General features: G+C 45.1%; 16 protein-coding genes. 13 read left to right on the plus strand and 3 right to left on the minus strand.

From position 1 onward, the window contains the following. Positions 1 to 249 precede the first annotated feature (249 nt). Complete coding sequence (locus BLQ13_RS25260) at positions 250 to 1,875, plus strand: ABC-F family ATP-binding cassette domain-containing protein (protein WP_090924472.1); 1,626 nt, start codon at positions 250 to 252, stop codon at positions 1,873 to 1,875. A gap of 107 nt (positions 1,876 to 1,982) precedes the next feature. Here BLQ13_RS25260 and BLQ13_RS25265 read toward each other — a convergent pair whose 3' ends face one another. Further along, the gene (locus BLQ13_RS25265) at positions 1,983 to 2,171 is read right to left on the minus strand and encodes a hypothetical protein (RefSeq protein WP_090924473.1); all 189 of its coding nucleotides are present in this window, start codon (positions 2,169 to 2,171) and stop codon (positions 1,983 to 1,985) included. Between the two features lie 245 nt (positions 2,172 to 2,416). Between BLQ13_RS25265 and BLQ13_RS25270 the strand changes: the two genes are divergently transcribed. Next, on the plus strand, positions 2,417 to 3,346 hold the full coding sequence (locus BLQ13_RS25270) for a cation diffusion facilitator family transporter (protein ID WP_090924474.1): 930 nt from the start codon (positions 2,417 to 2,419) through the stop codon (positions 3,344 to 3,346). 105 nt (positions 3,347 to 3,451) lie between these two features. Here BLQ13_RS25270 and BLQ13_RS25275 read toward each other — a convergent pair whose 3' ends face one another. After that, on the minus strand, positions 3,452 to 3,946 hold the full coding sequence (locus tag BLQ13_RS25275; RefSeq protein ID WP_090924475.1) for a hypothetical protein: 495 nt from the start codon (positions 3,944 to 3,946) through the stop codon (positions 3,452 to 3,454). A gap of 375 nt (positions 3,947 to 4,321) precedes the next feature. Next, entirely contained in the window at positions 4,322 to 4,486 is a 165-nt protein-coding gene (locus BLQ13_RS25280; RefSeq protein ID WP_090924476.1) for a DUF1328 domain-containing protein, read from the minus strand. 222 nt (positions 4,487 to 4,708) lie between these two features. Here BLQ13_RS25280 and BLQ13_RS25285 point away from each other — a divergent pair, with 222 nt between their 5' ends. From BLQ13_RS25285 to BLQ13_RS25335, 11 genes are all read left to right on the plus strand, one after another. Next, on the plus strand, positions 4,709 to 5,218 hold the full coding sequence (locus tag BLQ13_RS25285; protein ID WP_090924477.1) for a DUF948 domain-containing protein: 510 nt from the start codon (positions 4,709 to 4,711) through the stop codon (positions 5,216 to 5,218). Between the two features lie 68 nt (positions 5,219 to 5,286). Beyond that, on the plus strand, positions 5,287 to 5,823 hold the full coding sequence (locus BLQ13_RS25290; RefSeq protein WP_090924478.1) for a hypothetical protein: 537 nt from the start codon (positions 5,287 to 5,289) through the stop codon (positions 5,821 to 5,823). Positions 5,824 to 5,916: 93 nt separating this feature from the next. Then, entirely contained in the window at positions 5,917 to 6,261 is a 345-nt protein-coding gene (locus BLQ13_RS25295; protein WP_090924479.1) for a YflT domain-containing protein, read from the plus strand. A 363-nt stretch (positions 6,262 to 6,624) separates the two neighbouring features. Beyond that, positions 6,625 to 7,794, plus strand: a complete 1,170-nt coding sequence (locus BLQ13_RS25300; protein WP_090924480.1) for a PP2C family protein-serine/threonine phosphatase — start codon at positions 6,625 to 6,627, stop codon at positions 7,792 to 7,794. Continuing rightward, positions 7,791 to 11,516 (plus strand): response regulator, encoded by a 3,726-nt coding sequence (locus BLQ13_RS25305; protein WP_090924481.1) that lies wholly within the window; start codon positions 7,791 to 7,793, stop codon positions 11,514 to 11,516. Before BLQ13_RS25300 ends, BLQ13_RS25305 begins: the two co-directional genes overlap by 4 nt. A 69-nt stretch (positions 11,517 to 11,585) precedes the next feature. Next, entirely contained in the window at positions 11,586 to 12,458 is an 873-nt protein-coding gene (locus tag BLQ13_RS25310; RefSeq protein ID WP_090924482.1) for a CheR family methyltransferase, read from the plus strand. Between the two features lie 16 nt (positions 12,459 to 12,474). Beyond that, positions 12,475 to 14,151, plus strand: coding sequence for a response regulator (locus tag BLQ13_RS25315; protein ID WP_090924483.1), 1,677 nt, complete (start codon positions 12,475 to 12,477; stop codon positions 14,149 to 14,151). Between the two features lie 87 nt (positions 14,152 to 14,238). Continuing rightward, positions 14,239 to 14,577 carry an STAS domain-containing protein gene (locus BLQ13_RS25320; protein ID WP_090924484.1) on the plus strand — a complete coding sequence of 113 codons (339 nt, stop codon included), beginning with the start codon at positions 14,239 to 14,241 and terminating at the stop codon, positions 14,575 to 14,577. 18 nt (positions 14,578 to 14,595) lie between these two features. Next, positions 14,596 to 15,048 (plus strand): anti-sigma B factor RsbW, encoded by a 453-nt coding sequence (gene rsbW, locus BLQ13_RS25325; protein WP_090924485.1) that lies wholly within the window; start codon positions 14,596 to 14,598, stop codon positions 15,046 to 15,048. After that, complete coding sequence (locus BLQ13_RS25330; RefSeq protein WP_090924486.1) at positions 15,045 to 15,818, plus strand: sigma-70 family RNA polymerase sigma factor; 774 nt, start codon at positions 15,045 to 15,047, stop codon at positions 15,816 to 15,818. Before rsbW ends, BLQ13_RS25330 begins: the two co-directional genes overlap by 4 nt. A 137-nt stretch (positions 15,819 to 15,955) precedes the next feature. Beyond that, entirely contained in the window at positions 15,956 to 16,975 is a 1,020-nt protein-coding gene (locus BLQ13_RS25335) for a magnesium transporter CorA family protein (protein ID WP_244159470.1), read from the plus strand. Positions 16,976 to 16,995: the final 20 nt, after the last annotated feature.

Below are 16,995 nucleotides of genomic sequence, written 5' to 3' on the forward strand. Positions count from 1 at the left end.
TAAAATTCCATGAAAAGTACAATAACTGGGCTAACAAAAGCCAGCCAGATATGGTAATCTATAAACATACGTGCATGAACAGCATATTTACCAAAACTTTAATCCGTAAAAAGCGGCTGATTTTCGAATTTGCCGCTTTTTTGTGTTATAATATGGTGCCAGAATAGGCATCGGATATTGAATCCATGATTTTACGCAGGTTGCTATTCATGCAGTATGCAGATTAACGAATAAAGGATGGTATGCTTAATGATCAGTACAAGCGGCATCACGCTCCGCTACGGAAAACGTGCACTTTTTGAAGATGTGAATATCAAATTCACGCCAGGCAACTGTTACGGCCTGATCGGTGCGAACGGAGCCGGCAAATCAACGTTTTTGAAAATTTTGTCCGGTGAGATTGAAGCCAACTCGGGAGAGGTGCACATCACCCCGGGCGAACGTATGGCCGTTTTGAAGCAAAACCACTTTGAATATGATGAGTATCCGGTTCTCGAAACGGTTATTATGGGTCACGCTCGTCTGTATTCCATCATGAAAGAGAAGGATGCTTTGTATGCGAAGGCAGACTTCACAGAAGAAGACGGTTTGCGTGCAGGTGAACTTGAAGGAGAGTTCGCTGAGCAGAACGGCTGGGATGCTGAGCCGGATGCAGCGGCACTCCTGATCGGTCTGGGCATTGATCGTGACATGCATGACAAAAAAATGATAGAGCTGAGCGGGAACGAAAAAGTCCGCGTATTGCTGGCACAAGCGTTGTTTGGCCGTCCAAACAACCTGTTGCTCGATGAGCCTACCAACCACTTGGATCTCGAATCGATTCAATGGCTTGAGAACTTCTTGATGGATTATGAAGGCACCGTTATTGTTGTATCCCATGACCGTCACTTCCTGAACAAGGTATGTACGCATATCGCAGATATTGACTTTGGTAAAATTCAGATGTACGTAGGTAACTATGACTTCTGGTATGAGTCCAGCCAATTGGCTCTTGCGTTGCAACGGGATGCCAACAAGAAAAAAGAAGAGAAGATTAAAGAGCTGCAAGCCTTTATTCAACGTTTCTCCGCGAATGCTTCGAAGTCCAAACAGGCGACTTCCCGGAAGAAACAACTCGACAAAATCACATTGGATGACCTTCGTCCATCCAACCGTAAATATCCGTTTATTAACTTCAAACCTGAGCGTGAAGCAGGGAAACAATTGCTGACTGTGGATCGTATTCACAAATCCGTCGATGGTGTGGAAATGTTGAAAGATGTGAGCTTTGTGGTGAACAAAGGTGACAAAATTGCATTTGTTGGCCCGAACGGAAATGCCAAATCACTGTTGTTTGATATTCTCATGGGTGAAACGGAAGCGGACAGCGGTGAATATACTTGGGGTGTGACGACAACTCAGGCTTATTTCCCGAAAGATAACTCCCAATTCTTTGACGGTGTGGATATGACACTCGTAGATTGGTTGCGTCAGTATTCCAAAGATCAGGATGAAACGTATCTGCGTGGCTTCCTGGGCCGTATGTTGTTCTCTGGTGAGGAGTCCCAGAAGAAGGCCAGCGTACTCTCCGGGGGAGAGAAAGTTCGCTGTATGCTGGCGAAAATGATGCAGACAGGTGCAAACGCATTGATTCTCGATGAGCCAACGAACCACTTGGATCTCGAATCCATTACTGCACTAAATAATGGTATGATTGACTTTGATGGAACGATGTTGTTTACTTCCCATGACCATCAGTTCATCCAAACGATCGCAAACCGGATTATCGAAATCACGCCTACAGGCCTGATTGATCGTCAAATGAGCTATGATGAATATCTGGAAAGCGACGAAATCAAAGAACTGCGCAACAAAATGTACCCGGTGGAAGCTTAATTCCACTTTAAATACGTGCAAGTGAAAAACCGCAAGTCCTCCTAGTGGAGGGCATGCGGTTTTTTGTCGTGCTCATGCTGATATACAGCTCTTATGCTGGCGCGAACCTAAGACCCGCCTGTACGGCGACGCTGGTTGTTCGGCTTTTTGTTGTTCTGGCTCTTCATGGCTTTAGGGCCGCCTTCAAAGTAAGCACCCGACTGGTTGCCGGAGTTTTGCTGTTCTTTCTTTTGTGCCAGCTTTTGACGGATCGCGTCTTGCAAGCTGACCTTTTTCGGTTCATTATTTTCGCTCATTATATATCCCTCCCGGTCTTGCAGTAAGCCGTCCAATTTGGACGGGATGTACTCATTTTATACGTTTTATAAAGGCCTCACAAGGGCAACCTGATAAAATGCCGTTTTCCACCAGTTTTACCTGAACCAACATTGTTTCTTCATCACTAAAGCCCTGCCTCTTGGAAACTTTGTTTCGGCTTGCCTACAGCCATGCTACCCGGCAACACTGTTTCTATAGACCCACACGGCTTGCATTTGGTACCATGGAAAAACTAGTTATTGGAAACGTGAAAAGGAGTGTCGTCCCCTTGAACGCTTATGAAGAGATACGTAAAGGAGAGCGGGGAGCCTGGATTAGCATCGCGGCGTACCTCGTATTATCTGCATTTAAGTTGATTTGTGGATATTTGTTTGCTTCCAGTGCTCTGGTTGCAGACGGAATCAATAATGCTACGGACATTGTGGCTTCTGTCGCGGTATTAGTTGGCCTGCGCATATCGCAAAAACCGCCGGATTCGGATCATGCCTATGGTCATTTTCGGGCCGAAACGATTGCGGCATTACTTGCCTCATTTATTATGGCAGTTGTAGGACTTCAAGTATTGGTTGAGGCGGTACGATCCTGGTATGCTGGCGATTACACTGCTCCGAACCTGTGGGCAGCCGGCGTAGCTTTGATCTGTGCTGTGGTTATGCTGGGGGTGTACCGTTACAACTCGCGTCTAGCCCAGAAAATTAATAGCCAGGCTTTGCACGCGGCGGCTAAAGATAATCGTTCCGATGCCTGGGTGAGTATCGGTGCTGCCGTTGGCATCGTTGGTTCACAATTCGGACTCCCTTGGCTGGATAAAGTGGCTGCTATCCTGGTAGGTCTGCTAATTTGTAAAACAGCCTGGGAAATTTTCCGTGATTCGACTCATCTGCTTACCGATGGATTTGATCAAAAGCAGTTGACGGATTTAAGATCTGCCGTTGCCCGAGTTCCTGGTGTAGAAACGATCAAGGATGTGAAGGCACGAGTACATGGTAGCCATGTTTTGGTAGATGTAGTCATTGAAGTGGACGGAGGATTAACACTGGTAGAAGGTCATGAAATCTGTAATCAGGTGGAGGCACGACTGAAACGTTCGCATAACATTATGCACGTTCATGTACATGTAGAGCCTCGATCTGAAGAAACACACCTGCCATAAATCACTTAAAGCAGGAGTTTTCACAAAATAGATATATCAAAAAGAGGACAGACGCGAGTGTGGCGTACTGTCCTCTTTACTTATGTTAGAAACGATTATACGATATTATTGAATCGCAACGTGAATCCAGGCTTTACCTTTCCAAGTGTATACTTGGACCCATTCGCCGCCGTCGAATCCGTCAACAATTTCACCTGTTGTATCAACAACTTGCGCGCTCAGAGCACCGATTGGTTTACCGTTTGGTGCATCATAGAACCATGTGCGCTCCAGCAAGTTGAGCAGCATTGTCGGCATCAGAACTTCGTCACCCGGTTTTACAATTGGCTCGTCGAACATTAAGTCAGATCCAGGCACAGGATTATTACCATTCTCACTGTAGGTACTACCTGTTACAGTTTCAACCTTGCCTTCAACAGTCTGAACAGCAGGTTTGTTTACTTCTACAGCCGGCGTTGTTGTTGCCGGTGAAGTTGTAGTTGCTTCAGTACCGGAAGTTGTTGGTGTTACCGTGCCGGTAACCGCTTCCTCAGCACCTGCAGCGGCAGCCATGGAACCCATCAATGTTAAAGCAGCGGCAAAACTTACGATTTTTTTCATTTGTTTTTCCTCCTCGGTTAAATATGTAGTTTTTGATGTCCTGTGTTAAAAGTAACCAAGCAAGCTGGTCTATGAATCACAAATTATAACAATTTTTTCTTGGTTCCTCCAGAGTCAACTGGCGCATATGTGGGTAAATAGAAAGCCTGTAAAAATCAGACTTACGAGGCATAAAATCGGGCTGGCTATATCATTAAAGTCCTGTTTTTCAGGACTCCTCGGCGGTGTATTTTGGAATAAAGCAGGAGGGAGTGTAATACATAAATATAGAAAAATAGGTAGGTGTACCTGTCTTGGAACGCACAAAAGCCGACGTGCCCGGAGGCATCATCGGCTTTTGTATGTAATGCAATCATCAGATTCAGACATCCGCTTTTATCGCATTCGGCTTCGTCCCGTAATGAGGGAGATAACGAAGAGTACTACAAAGATGAAGAACAATACTTTTGCGATCGAAGCAGCCGCTTCAACAATCCCGAAGAACCCGAAAATACCGGCAACCAGTGCAATAATCAGAAATATAACAGACCATTTTAACATGAGAATTCATCCTTTCGTGTTAAAGTTTGTGGCGTGAACTGTGCTGTCTCACTGCCCTGTGTAGTCTAACCTTAACCGAGGTCAAATGACTTGAAACATGGTGTTTTTTTCTTCTTCTATACATCGCTGAAGGACCATTTTTCTTTTGTTTCGCCCGGGAAAGCCTCGGGTAACTATAGCAATAACAAAACCGAACGCAACCATGGAAAGAGAGGTTCTTTTATGATCTATCAACTGAGCGTGGCCCTAATTGCAGTGGCATTTGCTGTACTGGTTTTCTTTTTGATTCGCACGTTAAAATCTGCCCAGAGCTCACTGGACAATGTTTCTCAGACACTGCAGGAAGTACAAAAAACGATTGATGAACTCAGTTATGAAGTAAAACAGACAGTACGACATGCGAATGACATTACGGCTGATGTACAGCACAAAATGAAGAAGATTGACCCGGTAATGGAATCCGTTGAGAATTTGGGAGAAGTTCTCAGTGAAGTAACGGCAGCTGCCAAGCAGGTGTCCACTACACTGATGACCCGATTTCAGAATAGACCATCCAAAGCAGAAGCAGGCAAAACGTCCGAATCCAATCAGGTAACAGCTCCACCTGCGACGCCTGCGGAGCGCACCGTGCAATCCTACGAAGCTACATATCAGGATAAAACAAAGGGTGGGAAGAACTGGATGAATTATATTGATCTTGCCGCTAATGTGTGGCAACGGATGCGTAAATAACATGACTGCTCTCTGATAATCGATGAAGCCTTCAGGGCGGTGATGAACTTGATGAAAGGGTGAGAATCATGATGAAACTACTGCTAGTGACTATGTTTAGCGTAATTTCTCCCTTTTCCGTTCAACCGGCAGCAACACCAGCTGCTCACGACATGCAATGGACGGTAATGGAGGAACAGGAGCCAGAGATGACTCTGGCTATGGATCGTTCCGAGACGTTCGAGCAGTTTCGGACTCTGAATGGCGTTTCACTAGAGGATGGAAAGCATGAATTATTTGCCAAGTTAGGTCAGCCAGATTCCATCAAAGAAGATCCTTATATGGGATGTCCAGAATATCATTTTCGTCATGTGAACGTTGGGATATGTGAAGACACAGACATGATTCAGTTCATACGTGTGGACGGTTCGCATAACTACTTGAACTTGAATGGGGAGTCTGTCCCAATGCATAAGGATGCTATTCATCAAATCTTGGGCGAGCCTTACGCTGTTGCTGAGGATGGCGAGGTGTTTCTTCGTGGTCATTACGCGATTAAAGTATATATGAAATCAGGCTCTAACCAGATTGACGCTGTTGACTTTTTCGACGATACGGTTTCCTGAGATTCTGATCCAACTTCCGTTTCAACGTAAAATAGTATGGTTATATACTATAAGAGCGCGATAAAGAAGATTAATCAGAGGAGAGTGGAAACGATGAATTCAACCAATGCACAGGCGTATGCCAAAGTGGTAGAAAACGGAGTTCAAGCAGTAGAAGCGGTGAAAGAACTGCAGACTACTGGATACTTAGCTGATCATATCTTCGTTCTTGCCCATGAGAAGGATCGTACAGATCGCATTGCAGATACCGCAGATGCTAACGAGATTGGCATCAAGGAGGAAGGTTTATTTGATTCCATGGCGAATCTGTTCCGTTCTCGCGGTGACGAACTTCGGGCCAAAATCGTATCGATGGGTTTTACCGAAGCCGAGGCTGATTTCTATGAAAGTGAATTGGATAAAGGCAAGGTACTGATCATTGCCAAAAAGAAAGACTAATATGTACATCCTGAGCGTAGGAGTGTTATATCAAATAGTGCCCTGCGGTGAACCAGGACAGACTTAATCAAAAACATAGATAAGGAATGGGGGGAACCCCATTCCTTATCTATGTTTTTGCAAGTTCTGCCTGAGTCATGGGCCAAGCCCCTGGTATAAACCGTTGCAAAAACCATAAAATCAAGGGAAAGCTACCTCTAATGGTTTGATTTACTGATAGTCATTTTCTGGATTTATCATTATAGTTAGACTAGGAATTGTTATGTCTACTGCTCGCTCTAGATGCAAATTTTGTATAAATAAGGTTGTTCGTTGAATAGATAACTATCGACAAACCCGGACGCCAAAGATAAGGAGATAGAAATGAGAATACTTATTGTTGACGACAATCCGACGAATGTCATTATCATTCGAGAAATTTTGAAAAAAGAAAATTACCGCGATATTGTGACAGCAAGCTCAGCTATGGAGATGTTCGAAGTATTGGGAATTGGTGAAGATAACAGCGAACTACGTCCCAAGCCGTCGGATATTGACCTGATCTTGCTCGATATGATGATGCCTGAAATGGATGGCATCGAAGCATGCAGTATTGTACAAAAATATGAAAACCTGAAAGATATCCCGATTATTATGGTGACTGCGATTGGTGATTCCAAGAAGCTGGCCGAAGCGCTCGATGCAGGTGCATCGGACTATGTAACGAAGCCGATTAACAAAGTGGAACTGATGGCCCGAATCCGGCTGGCCTTACGTCTGAAACAGGAGAAAGACTGGCACAAGGAGCGTGACCAGCGGATTCAGGATGAGCTTAAACTGGCAGCAATGGTGCAAAGTGCCGTGCTGAGTCATGCCATCGAAGATCCGTTGTTTCAGGTACATGCCATCTATAAACCATCTTTTGAGCTCGCAGGTGATCTTTACTCCTGGTTCCCGCTTGGAGAGGGACGATACGGGGTTTTGCTTCTGGACATGATGGGACATGGCATCTCTTCATCCCTGTTCACGATGTTTATCGCATCTGTGCTTAAGGATACAGTGACGACATATGTAGACCCGGAGAAGGTTATTCAGGAGTTAAATCGTCGCTTTAACCAATTGCATCTGGGAAAACAACTGGTGCAGTATTACTTTACAGCGATCTATTTAGTCGTAGACACGCGTATGAAACGGATTGATTATGTGAATGCGGGGCATCCTCCAGCTCTGTTTTTCCGTAGTGACGGCAGTGTAACTTCATTTGACAGCGTATGCTACCCAGTGGGATTGTTCGACAAAATGGATATTGAACCGCAGACTATTCATTACGAAGGCGAGGGACATATTGCGCTGTATACGGATGGCTTGCTTGAAGCCGTTCAGGGCGATCAGGAGCAACAGTTGGAATTTTTGAAAGAGCAATTAAGAGGCTCCCATGCATGGAATGAAGAGGCGATGCAGGCATTGTTCTTCGATGATGAATTGAATCCGGAACGAGATGATGATAAATGTCTCGTATGGATTACGCTAGATAAAGGGGCGGTAACGGAATGAAAATCAGAAATAAACTGCTGATTGGTTTTACCGCCTTGATGGCCATTATGATTGCTCTTACTTTTGTAAGCTATGAGCGGCTTAACAGCAGTAATAAACAGATCGACCAGATGTATCAGGAACGTTATCTCAAGGTGCGATTTACTTCCGCGGCACGTGGAGAAGTCAATGATATTGCCAAAGTGCTAGCTAACTTGTTGTTAAACCCGAGCAATTCGGTCAGTGCGACAGAAGCAGATCTTAAGGAAATGAAGGACAGAGGTGTCCGTTATCTAGAGCAGGTGAGAGACCGGGCAGATACCGCTTCTGAACATCAACTTGTAGACCGTGTGAATAATGCGTGGGATGCATACACGAATTATGCTACAAGAATAACCAGCTTGATGTCCCAGAAACGGGTGGAGGACGCTAACAATTATCGTAATTCCACTGGGCTTGCGGTGCAGAAGGAAACGGTGGACAGCTTGAATGCATTGTCTCGTTATCAGGATCAGGAGATTGATGCCGAGATCAAAGATGCCAACGCTGCATATACCAGAGCGGTTCAGATTACGATCAGTATTATGGTCGCGGGATTACTGCTTGCCTTGGGAATCATCCTGTGGGTGCTTCCTAGCATTACACGTGGGCTGAATATAGTGTCGATGATGATTACGAGTTTCGGCAAAGGACGATATAGAACCATCCGCCGGATTCAAATCAAGTCCACGGATGAGATCGGTCAGATTGCCACCGTGTTCAAAGAAGTCTCTAACGATCTGGAAGAGAAGCTTGAGATCGAGAAAGCCTATGTACAGGCTCAGCAGGATCAAAACTGGATGAGTTCCAACATTGCGAGAGTGCCCGAACTTCTGCGGGGAATCGGCTCCATTCGTCAAATTTCCCAGATGTTTATCAGTGAATTTACACCTGTGCTTGGTGCACAGCTTGGTGTGGTGTATTTGATTGACGAAGAGAAGCATCCAGATGAGCTGAGACGTTATGGTTCATATGCTTTTGAAGAAAATGGGGAGCTCGGTAAAGAGGTGTATCGGATCGGGGAAGGCATGATTGGTCAGGCTGCCCTGGATATGAGTCCAATTGTGCTGGATCATACACCTGACGAATATGTGAGCATTGGTTCTGCTTCGGGTTCTGCGCGAGCTGCAGGAATTATGATCTACCCGGTTGTGTTTGAAGACGAATTAATCGGTGTGGTGGAGCTGGCTTCGTTCGAAGGTTTTAATGAGATGCACAAGCAGTTGTTCGGTCAGTTGATTATGAATTTGGGTGTCATCCTCAATAATGTTCGGCGACGTCTTCGTGTGGAAGAGTTGCTGCGGGAGTCGCAGGCGCTTACGGAAGAGTTACAGGTGCAATCCGAGGAACTGCAGACACAACAGGAAGAATTGCGCCGTTCCAATGAGAATCTGGAAGAACAGACGGATGCGCTTAAACGTTCTGAGGAGTTGCTACAGCGTCAGCAGGAGGAATTGGAACATTTCAATACCGAACTGATTGCCAAAACGCGTGCGCTTGAAGAACAGGTACGTGAAGTGGAAGAGAAAAATGATGAAATAGAGAAAACGAAGACACAATTGGAACAACAGGCGATGCAATTGTCGATGACCAGTAAGTACAAGTCAGAATTTTTGGCCAATATGTCGCATGAACTTCGTACTCCACTGAACAGTCTGCTCATATTGTCTCAGTTATTGTCGGAGAACAAGGATGGCAATCTCAGCAGCAAACAGCAGGAATATGCACAAACCATTTATATGTCAGGTGCAGATTTGCTGAAGATGATTGATGAGATTCTCGATCTGTCTAAAGTAGACGCAGGCAAGATGGACATCAACTACGAAACCGTCCGATTGGATGAATTAACGGGCTTTGTCACCCAGAACTTTGGTCCGATGGCTAACAAGAAGGAACTGGATCTAAATATTGATTTTGATAGTTCACTACCGGAATGGATTTATACAGACAGTCATCGAGTGAAACAGATTTTAAGGAACTTGTTATCGAATGCATTCAAGTTTACAAACCGTGGTTCGGTAAGTCTGATTGCAAAGCGTATGAAGCCAGAGGAATTGCCTGGATATCTGAATACGAATCAGCAATATCTTGGATTCAGCATCAAAGATACCGGCATTGGCATTCCATCAGACAAGACGGATCTGATCTTCGAAGCGTTCCAGCAGGTAGACGGTACGACGAGTCGCAAATATGGCGGCACGGGTCTTGGTTTATCGATTAGCCGAGAATTGGCACGTCTGCTTGGTGGGGCAATACAGGTGAAATCTTCAGAAGGCGTCGGAAGCACCTTTACCCTGTTCCTGCCGGATAATCATGAAGAGGCTGAATGGGCGGAGGAAAAGGCAACAAGAGAAGCGGCAGTATCTTCAGAACAACAACAAACGCTGGTGTCGGATATTCAACCTGTCCGTATTCCGCAACAATCCATTTTGGCATCTGAACCGGAAGAAAGTCGTATGGCTGAATTATCGCCTGCTCGCAGTGCAGAGCTGTCACGAATAGAAGACGATGCTAACACCATCGTAGAAGGTGATAAAACGTTGCTGATCATCGAAGATGATGTGAAATTTGCTCATATTCTGATGGACATGGCGAGAGGCCGCGGCTTCAAGGCATTGGTTGCCCTTCAGGGAGATACTGGACTGGAGATGGCTCGGGAATACTTGCCTGATGCGATCATTCTGGATATACAGCTACCTGTGATGGATGGTTGGACGATCTTGGGTGAACTGAAGAGTAATTCCGTAACACGTCACATCCCTGTGCATGTTATTTCGGTTGTGGATGATATGAAACAGGGGTTGATGATGGGGGCCATCGCATATCTGAAAAAACCATCCAGCAAAGATTCGTTGGATAAAGCATTCTCCCATATCCAATCCTATACGGAAAATCAATTAAAACGACTGCTCATCGTTGAAGATGATGAAATTCAGCGCAAAGCAATCATTGAATTGATCGGTCATGATGATGTGGCTATCACGGCTGTTTCTACAGGGCAAGAGGCACTGAATGAATTACACAGCCAGCGTTACGATTGTATGGTACTGGATCTGATGCTAACGGATATGACAGGTTTCGAATTGCTTGATCAGATTCGGGATGATGAATATCTGAATGATTTGCCAATCATCATTTACACGGGTAAAGAGCTGGATTCCAAGGAAGAGATGAAACTTCGTAAATATGCGGAATCGATTATTATCAAAGACGTGAAGTCACCGGAGCGATTATTGGACGAAACGACATTGTTCCTGCATCGGGTAGAAGCCAACCTGCCAGAGGACAAACGCCGTATTTTGCAGAAGCTTCATAATAAAGAAACCTTGTTCGAAGGCAAAAAAATATTGCTTGTCGATGATGATATCCGGAATGTGTTTGCATTATCCAGTGTGCTTGAAGGGTACCGTATGGATGTTACATTTGCTGAGAACGGTCGTGAGGCGCTGGAGGCACTTGAGAAAAATCCGGAGTTTGATCTGGTGCTGATGGATATGATGATGCCAGAGATGGACGGATACGAAGCGATGACACGGATCAGACAGAATCCGAAATTTGATAAATTGCCGATTATTGCACTCACGGCGAAGGCGATGAAAGAAGATCGAGGGAAATGTATTGAGGCTGGAGCATCCGATTATGTGAAAAAACCGATTCAAACCGATCAATTGTTATCGTTAATGCGGGTATGGCTGTATTCGTAAGCGTATGGTTTGGGTAATGAAGGAGAATAACGCATACGCAAGTAACCAAAGACGAAGTGGAGAGAAGTTATGACACCGTGGGAACCTAACGAGACGGGAGCAGATACGATCCGTATACCGCAAGATGAAGAACGGGAACTGATCGAGATTGAATTGCTGCTGGAAGGAATGCATCGTTTGTATGGGTATGACTTCAGAAATTATGCGTTGCCGTCCCTAAGAAGAAGAATATGGCATTATGCGCATGCGGAAGGAGTGAAAAGCATATCCGGACTACAGGAAAAGGTACTGCACAATCGTTCATCGTTTGAACGGTTTGTACAGAATTTATCCATTCCGGTAACGGAAATGTTCCGAGACCCATCGCTTTTTCGCATGTTTCGGGAGAAGATCATTCCTATTCTGAGAACCTATCCTTATATTCGGATATGGCATGCAGGCTGCTCTACGGGTGAAGAAGTGTATTCCATGGCAATTATGCTGCATGAGGAAGGTCTGTATGACAAGGCACGAATCTATGCAACGGATATGAATGACCGCTCACTGCAACAGGCCAAGGAAGGCGTATACGGTATTGAGAAGATGAAGTTGTTTACAACAAATTATCTGGAGGCAGGGGGCACGAAAGCCTTCTCCGAATACTATACAGCGAAATATAATTCCGTTATATTTCACCCGTTTCTTCAGAAAAACATTATTTTTGCCGAACATAATCTGGCAACTGACAGGTCGTTTAATGAGTTTAACGTTATCTTTTGCCGCAATGTCATGATTTATTTCAACGATGAGCTGCGGAACCATGTGCACGGGCTGTTTCATGAGAGCTTGAGCCACTTTGGCATACTCGTTCTGGGATCGAAAGAATCCATTCATTTTACAGAATATAGCGATGCCTATGAGCCGTTAGACCGGACCGAAAAAATATACCGGAAGATCAAATAGGGGGTTAGGCTTAGTTATGGGGCTCAATGAACCAATCCACATATTATTGGTAGATGACCGCCCTGAGAACCTGCTTGCGCTCGAAGCGGTTCTGGAATCAGAGCAATACAAACTCGTCAAGGCAAATTCCGGAGAAGAGGCACTCCGGTGTCTGCTCAAAGACGAATTTGCGGTCATTGTACTTGATGTGCAGATGCCTGGGATGGACGGGATTGAGACAGCGAAATTAATCAAGGCACGAGACAAATCCAAAGATGTGCCCATCATCTTTATCTCGGCAAACAGTAGAGAGGCTGAGCATCTGTTTGCCGGGTATTCAGCGGGAGCCATTGATTATATGGTCAAACCGTTTATTCCTCAGATTTTGAAGTCCAAAATCGAGGGTTTTGTGGAGATGTTTATTTCAAACAAAAGACTCAAAACACAGACGATGCTGCTTCATCAGAAGACGCAGGAGCTGGAGAAGATGAATCAGCAACTCGTGCAGGCCAAAGAAGAAGCCGAGATTGCGGCTAATGCCAAAACGGAGTTTCTGGCCATGATGAGCCACGAGATTCGTACGCCCATGAACGGAGTCATTGGCATGGTTGACCTGTTGATGGAAACCGAGTTGAAGGAAGATCAGAAGGAATATGTGGATATCGTTCGCCGCAGTGCCGATGCACTCGTCACGGTAATCAATGATATTCTAGATTTTACCAAAATGGAGTCCGGCAAAATGGAGCTGGAGGAGCATCCATTTGAACTCGTTTCCTGCATACGTGAAGTGCTCGGTCTGTTCGCTGCAGAAGCAGGTAAGAAAAGTCTGGAACTGGATTTTTTCCTTGAAGATGCTGTGCCTGAATTAATCTATGGAGATATGGCACGCCTCCGCCAAGTGCTGCTGAATTTGATTGCCAACGCGGTGAAGTTTACGGAGCAGGGCGGTGTGTATCTCATTGTGTCCGTGAACGAAGAGAAGGACGGCAATATGTCTTTGGAATTTGCTGTTAAAGATACAGGAATAGGCATCGCACCTGAGAAAGTGGATCGCTTGTTCCAGCCGTTTTCTCAGCTTGATACGTCCATGACTCGAAAATATGGTGGAACTGGCCTTGGCCTTGCCATCTGTAAAACACTGGTCGAAATGATGGGTGGGCAGATTTATCTTGATATCTCTGAAAAGCGGGGGGCTACCTTCGTGTTTACCATTCAGGCCAAGCGTTACATTGAAACGGAACTGGTTCAGGGTAGCGGCGAAGAGAAGCTGACAGACGTTAATCATGAAGATAAACATGCAACGGTATTAATCGTCGATGACCATCCGATCAATCAGAAGTTGATGGCCATCATGTTGCACAAGCTTGGACTTCTCTCAGATATTGCGGAAGATGGGCAGAAGGCTCTCGACATGGTGCTCGAAAGCTCGTCGCCATATGACTTTATTTTTATGGATCTGCAGATGCCAGTGATGGATGGTCTGGAATGTACGAGAAAAATACGCGCAAGCGTGTCTCAGAAGCAACAACCTGTCATTATAGCCATGACAGCTAACGTAATGGAAGGTATACAGCAACGCTGTACCGAGGCAGGAATGGACGATTATATCAGTAAGCCGGTGAAAATGGGCAGTGTCAAACAGAAACTTTCCCATTATCAGAAGAAACGCCAGGTGATTAATCCGGGTGGTTCGGCAATGAATCAGGCCAATTGAAGTTTTTACCAGTTATGTTTCCTGTTTCACTCGTGCGTAAGTTGGGTTATAAGGTAAGGAAACCATTGATCAGGAGAGAGATGTCTAATGAATACAAATAAAAATGAAAAATTCAACGCAAGAACCGAAACACATGACGGTGTATGCACAGTGTATTTGACTGGCGAACTGGATTTGTCGGTTGCTCCTGACTTCCGTTTGGTAATGGAACCGCTCGTGGACAACAAGGAGCAGGATCTGATTATTAACATGAAAGATCTGAAGTACATTGATAGCACAGGGATTGGTATCCTGTTATCTGTTCTCAAGGCCAGACATGGAATGGAAGCTCGCTTTGAAGTACAGGAAGTTCCTGCGCAAATTCAGAAACTTTTTGATATGACGGGTATAGCTAAATTCTTTGTTACACAGAAGAATTCCCAATAGGAAAGGATCGAAAAAGGAATGAATGCAGAAGTCCAAAGAATTACGCTGAATTTACCGGCGACAGCTGAATATGTGGATATTGTAAGACTTAATTTATATGGTGTTGCGTCCAAAATGGGATTCTCTTATGAAGACATTGAGGATATGAAGGTTGCTGTATCCGAAGCCTGTAACAATTCCGTATTGTATGCCTACTCTCATGAAGGCGGTATGGTTGAAGTCGTTTTTGAAGTAGATGGTGAGATGCTCGCGATCACTGTCAAAGACGAGGGTTCCAGCTTCGAGAATGTGAACCCAGCCGCAACACGTTCCGGACTTCATGACAAAGAACTGACAGACGCTCAGATTGGCGGACTTGGGTTCTACCTGATGCAAGCCTTGATGGATGATGTCAGTGTTGAAAGTGAGACGGGCAAAGGTACGAAAGTAGTACTCGTAAAACGTCTTGCAAAAAGTGAGGAGAAAGTATGAATGAGAAAGTGACTCCCCCAGAGTCCATGTCTGAAGCGATTGGTTTGATCTGGGAATACCAACAAACACAGGACAACGAAATCGCTACGGTTCTGATCCGCAAGTATGAGCCGATGGTCAAAATGGCTGCGGGTAAAATTGCCCGGAATCGACCTGATTTATACGAGGATCTGTACCAGACAGGGCAAATGGCATTGATCCGATTGTTGAAGCAATATGATATCAATCTGGGGATTCCATTTGAACCGTATGCGATGAAAAGTATGATCGGTCATATGAAAAATTATCTACGGGATAAGTCATGGTACATTCAAGTACCGAGAAGAATCAAGGAAAAAGGGGCATTGGTGCAACATGCCATTGATGAGCTGACGGTGAAGCTGGAACGTTCACCCGGGGTTAATGAGATTGCTGAGTACCTGGATCTTACTCCGGAGGAAACGATTGAAGTTCTGGCTGGTCGGGAGTGTTACCACTATGTTTCTCTGGATTCTCCATTATCTCAGGATGACAGTGCTGCGACACTAGGAGAACTGATCAGCGCGGATGTGAATGACTTTGATTCGGTGGAAAAACGAATGGATTTGCAGCAGGCATTAGGTCAGCTTAAGGAACAAGAACAGAAAGTACTTATTTTAGCCTTTCAGGATGGACAGTCACAGCGGGCTATAGCCCAGAAACTGGGTGTCTCGCAGATGAGTGTCTCCCGGATTCAGAAAAGGGCTACGGAGAAACTGAAGCAGATTATGTCTAACGCTTCTCTGCTATGAACCATTATTCTAATTGTTGCCCCAATACGGCTTGACGAGGACACGGTATTGCACTGGAATGCATACGTGTCCTTTTTGAATTGATTGAGAGGGAAATTTAGTGGCAATGGAATAAATATGTTCAGGAGGAATGTCAGGTGGATCAAATCAAACTGGAAGCTCGGCGTGATCAGTTATCCTGCTCCGAAGATTGGCAGTGGTGGGATTGGGTAGCTCCGGATTCTAGTAGTATGGAGAGTGCACTTCGTGATCTGGAACAGTCATTTCCAGAGATGCAATACTGGCTAAGCAAAATACCGGAAGCCGAATCGAACTACTTGTCCGTTCGTTATTTTAACGGCACAGATGCGGTTATTTTTGGCTCCTTTTTATATGCTGTAAAAAATGAGAGAGAAGATCAACGAAGAGATAATCAGATGTTTTTTTATGTCGACAAGCAGAATTTGGTCACGCTTAATTTGGACGACAATACGAGAGGCATTATGAAATCGGGCGAACGAATGCACATGTTGCACCAATGTACGCAGGCTAGAGAAGGTATGTTTGTGCTTTTTCGGGCCATTCTACATTATTACCATGTCGGTATGGATCATTTTGAGATGAATCTGCGTGACCTGGAACGGAGAATGGAATCACGGAATGCGCGGACATTAATGGATCAGATTCTGGCAGCACGCTTCGAATTGCTGTACTGGAGTAACCTGTTCATTCCTTATACCGAATTAATGGCCGCTTCCCGGGAAGCCTATCTTCAAGAAATTACAGAGAATCGCTTCTATCAGCAACTTCAATACCGCGTTGAACGAATGGAGTGTCTGTTCCAGCATTATGAAAAGGAGATTGATACCTTAATCTCGATCGACAACGCGATATCAGGCGTACGCGGCAACGAAATTATGAAGACACTGACGATTGTGACATCCGTATTCACACCTGCAACAGCCGCAGGTGCTATATGGGGGATGAATTTCGAGAATTTGCCCCTGATCGACAAAACATGGGGAGTCGTGCTTGTTATTGCACTCATCATCTGCAGCATGATCAGTATGTATATATGGATGATGATGAAAGGATGGACCGGGGATTTGTTAAAAGTAAAATCTGCACAGTCCTCCGCTCGGGGAAACCGGGACAGAGGAAAAAAGGAACCGCGATAGTCACAGACTGGGCGGTTCCT

Source organism: Paenibacillus polysaccharolyticus (assembly GCF_900102085.1).
Taxonomy (GTDB): domain Bacteria; phylum Bacillota; class Bacilli; order Paenibacillales; family Paenibacillaceae; genus Paenibacillus; species Paenibacillus polysaccharolyticus.

Coding starts and splice junctions, on each gene's coding strand:
- BLQ13_RS25260 (WP_090924472.1), top strand. CDS start 250: ATGATCAGTACAAGCGGCATCACGCTCCGCTACGGAAAACGTGCACTT.
- BLQ13_RS25265 (WP_090924473.1), bottom strand. CDS start 2,171: ATGAGCGAAAATAATGAACCGAAAAAGGTCAGCTTGCAAGACGCGATC.
- BLQ13_RS25270 (WP_090924474.1), top strand. CDS start 2,417: ATGGAAAAACTAGTTATTGGAAACGTGAAAAGGAGTGTCGTCCCCTTG.
- BLQ13_RS25275 (WP_090924475.1), bottom strand. CDS start 3,946: ATGAAAAAAATCGTAAGTTTTGCCGCTGCTTTAACATTGATGGGTTCC.
- BLQ13_RS25280 (WP_090924476.1), bottom strand. CDS start 4,486: ATGTTAAAATGGTCTGTTATATTTCTGATTATTGCACTGGTTGCCGGT.
- BLQ13_RS25285 (WP_090924477.1), top strand. CDS start 4,709: ATGATCTATCAACTGAGCGTGGCCCTAATTGCAGTGGCATTTGCTGTA.
- BLQ13_RS25290 (WP_090924478.1), top strand. CDS start 5,287: ATGATGAAACTACTGCTAGTGACTATGTTTAGCGTAATTTCTCCCTTT.
- BLQ13_RS25295 (WP_090924479.1), top strand. CDS start 5,917: ATGAATTCAACCAATGCACAGGCGTATGCCAAAGTGGTAGAAAACGGA.
- BLQ13_RS25300 (WP_090924480.1), top strand. CDS start 6,625: ATGAGAATACTTATTGTTGACGACAATCCGACGAATGTCATTATCATT.
- BLQ13_RS25305 (WP_090924481.1), top strand. CDS start 7,791: ATGAAAATCAGAAATAAACTGCTGATTGGTTTTACCGCCTTGATGGCC.
- BLQ13_RS25310 (WP_090924482.1), top strand. CDS start 11,586: ATGACACCGTGGGAACCTAACGAGACGGGAGCAGATACGATCCGTATA.
- BLQ13_RS25315 (WP_090924483.1), top strand. CDS start 12,475: ATGGGGCTCAATGAACCAATCCACATATTATTGGTAGATGACCGCCCT.
- BLQ13_RS25320 (WP_090924484.1), top strand. CDS start 14,239: ATGAATACAAATAAAAATGAAAAATTCAACGCAAGAACCGAAACACAT.
- rsbW (WP_090924485.1), top strand. CDS start 14,596: ATGAATGCAGAAGTCCAAAGAATTACGCTGAATTTACCGGCGACAGCT.
- BLQ13_RS25330 (WP_090924486.1), top strand. CDS start 15,045: ATGAATGAGAAAGTGACTCCCCCAGAGTCCATGTCTGAAGCGATTGGT.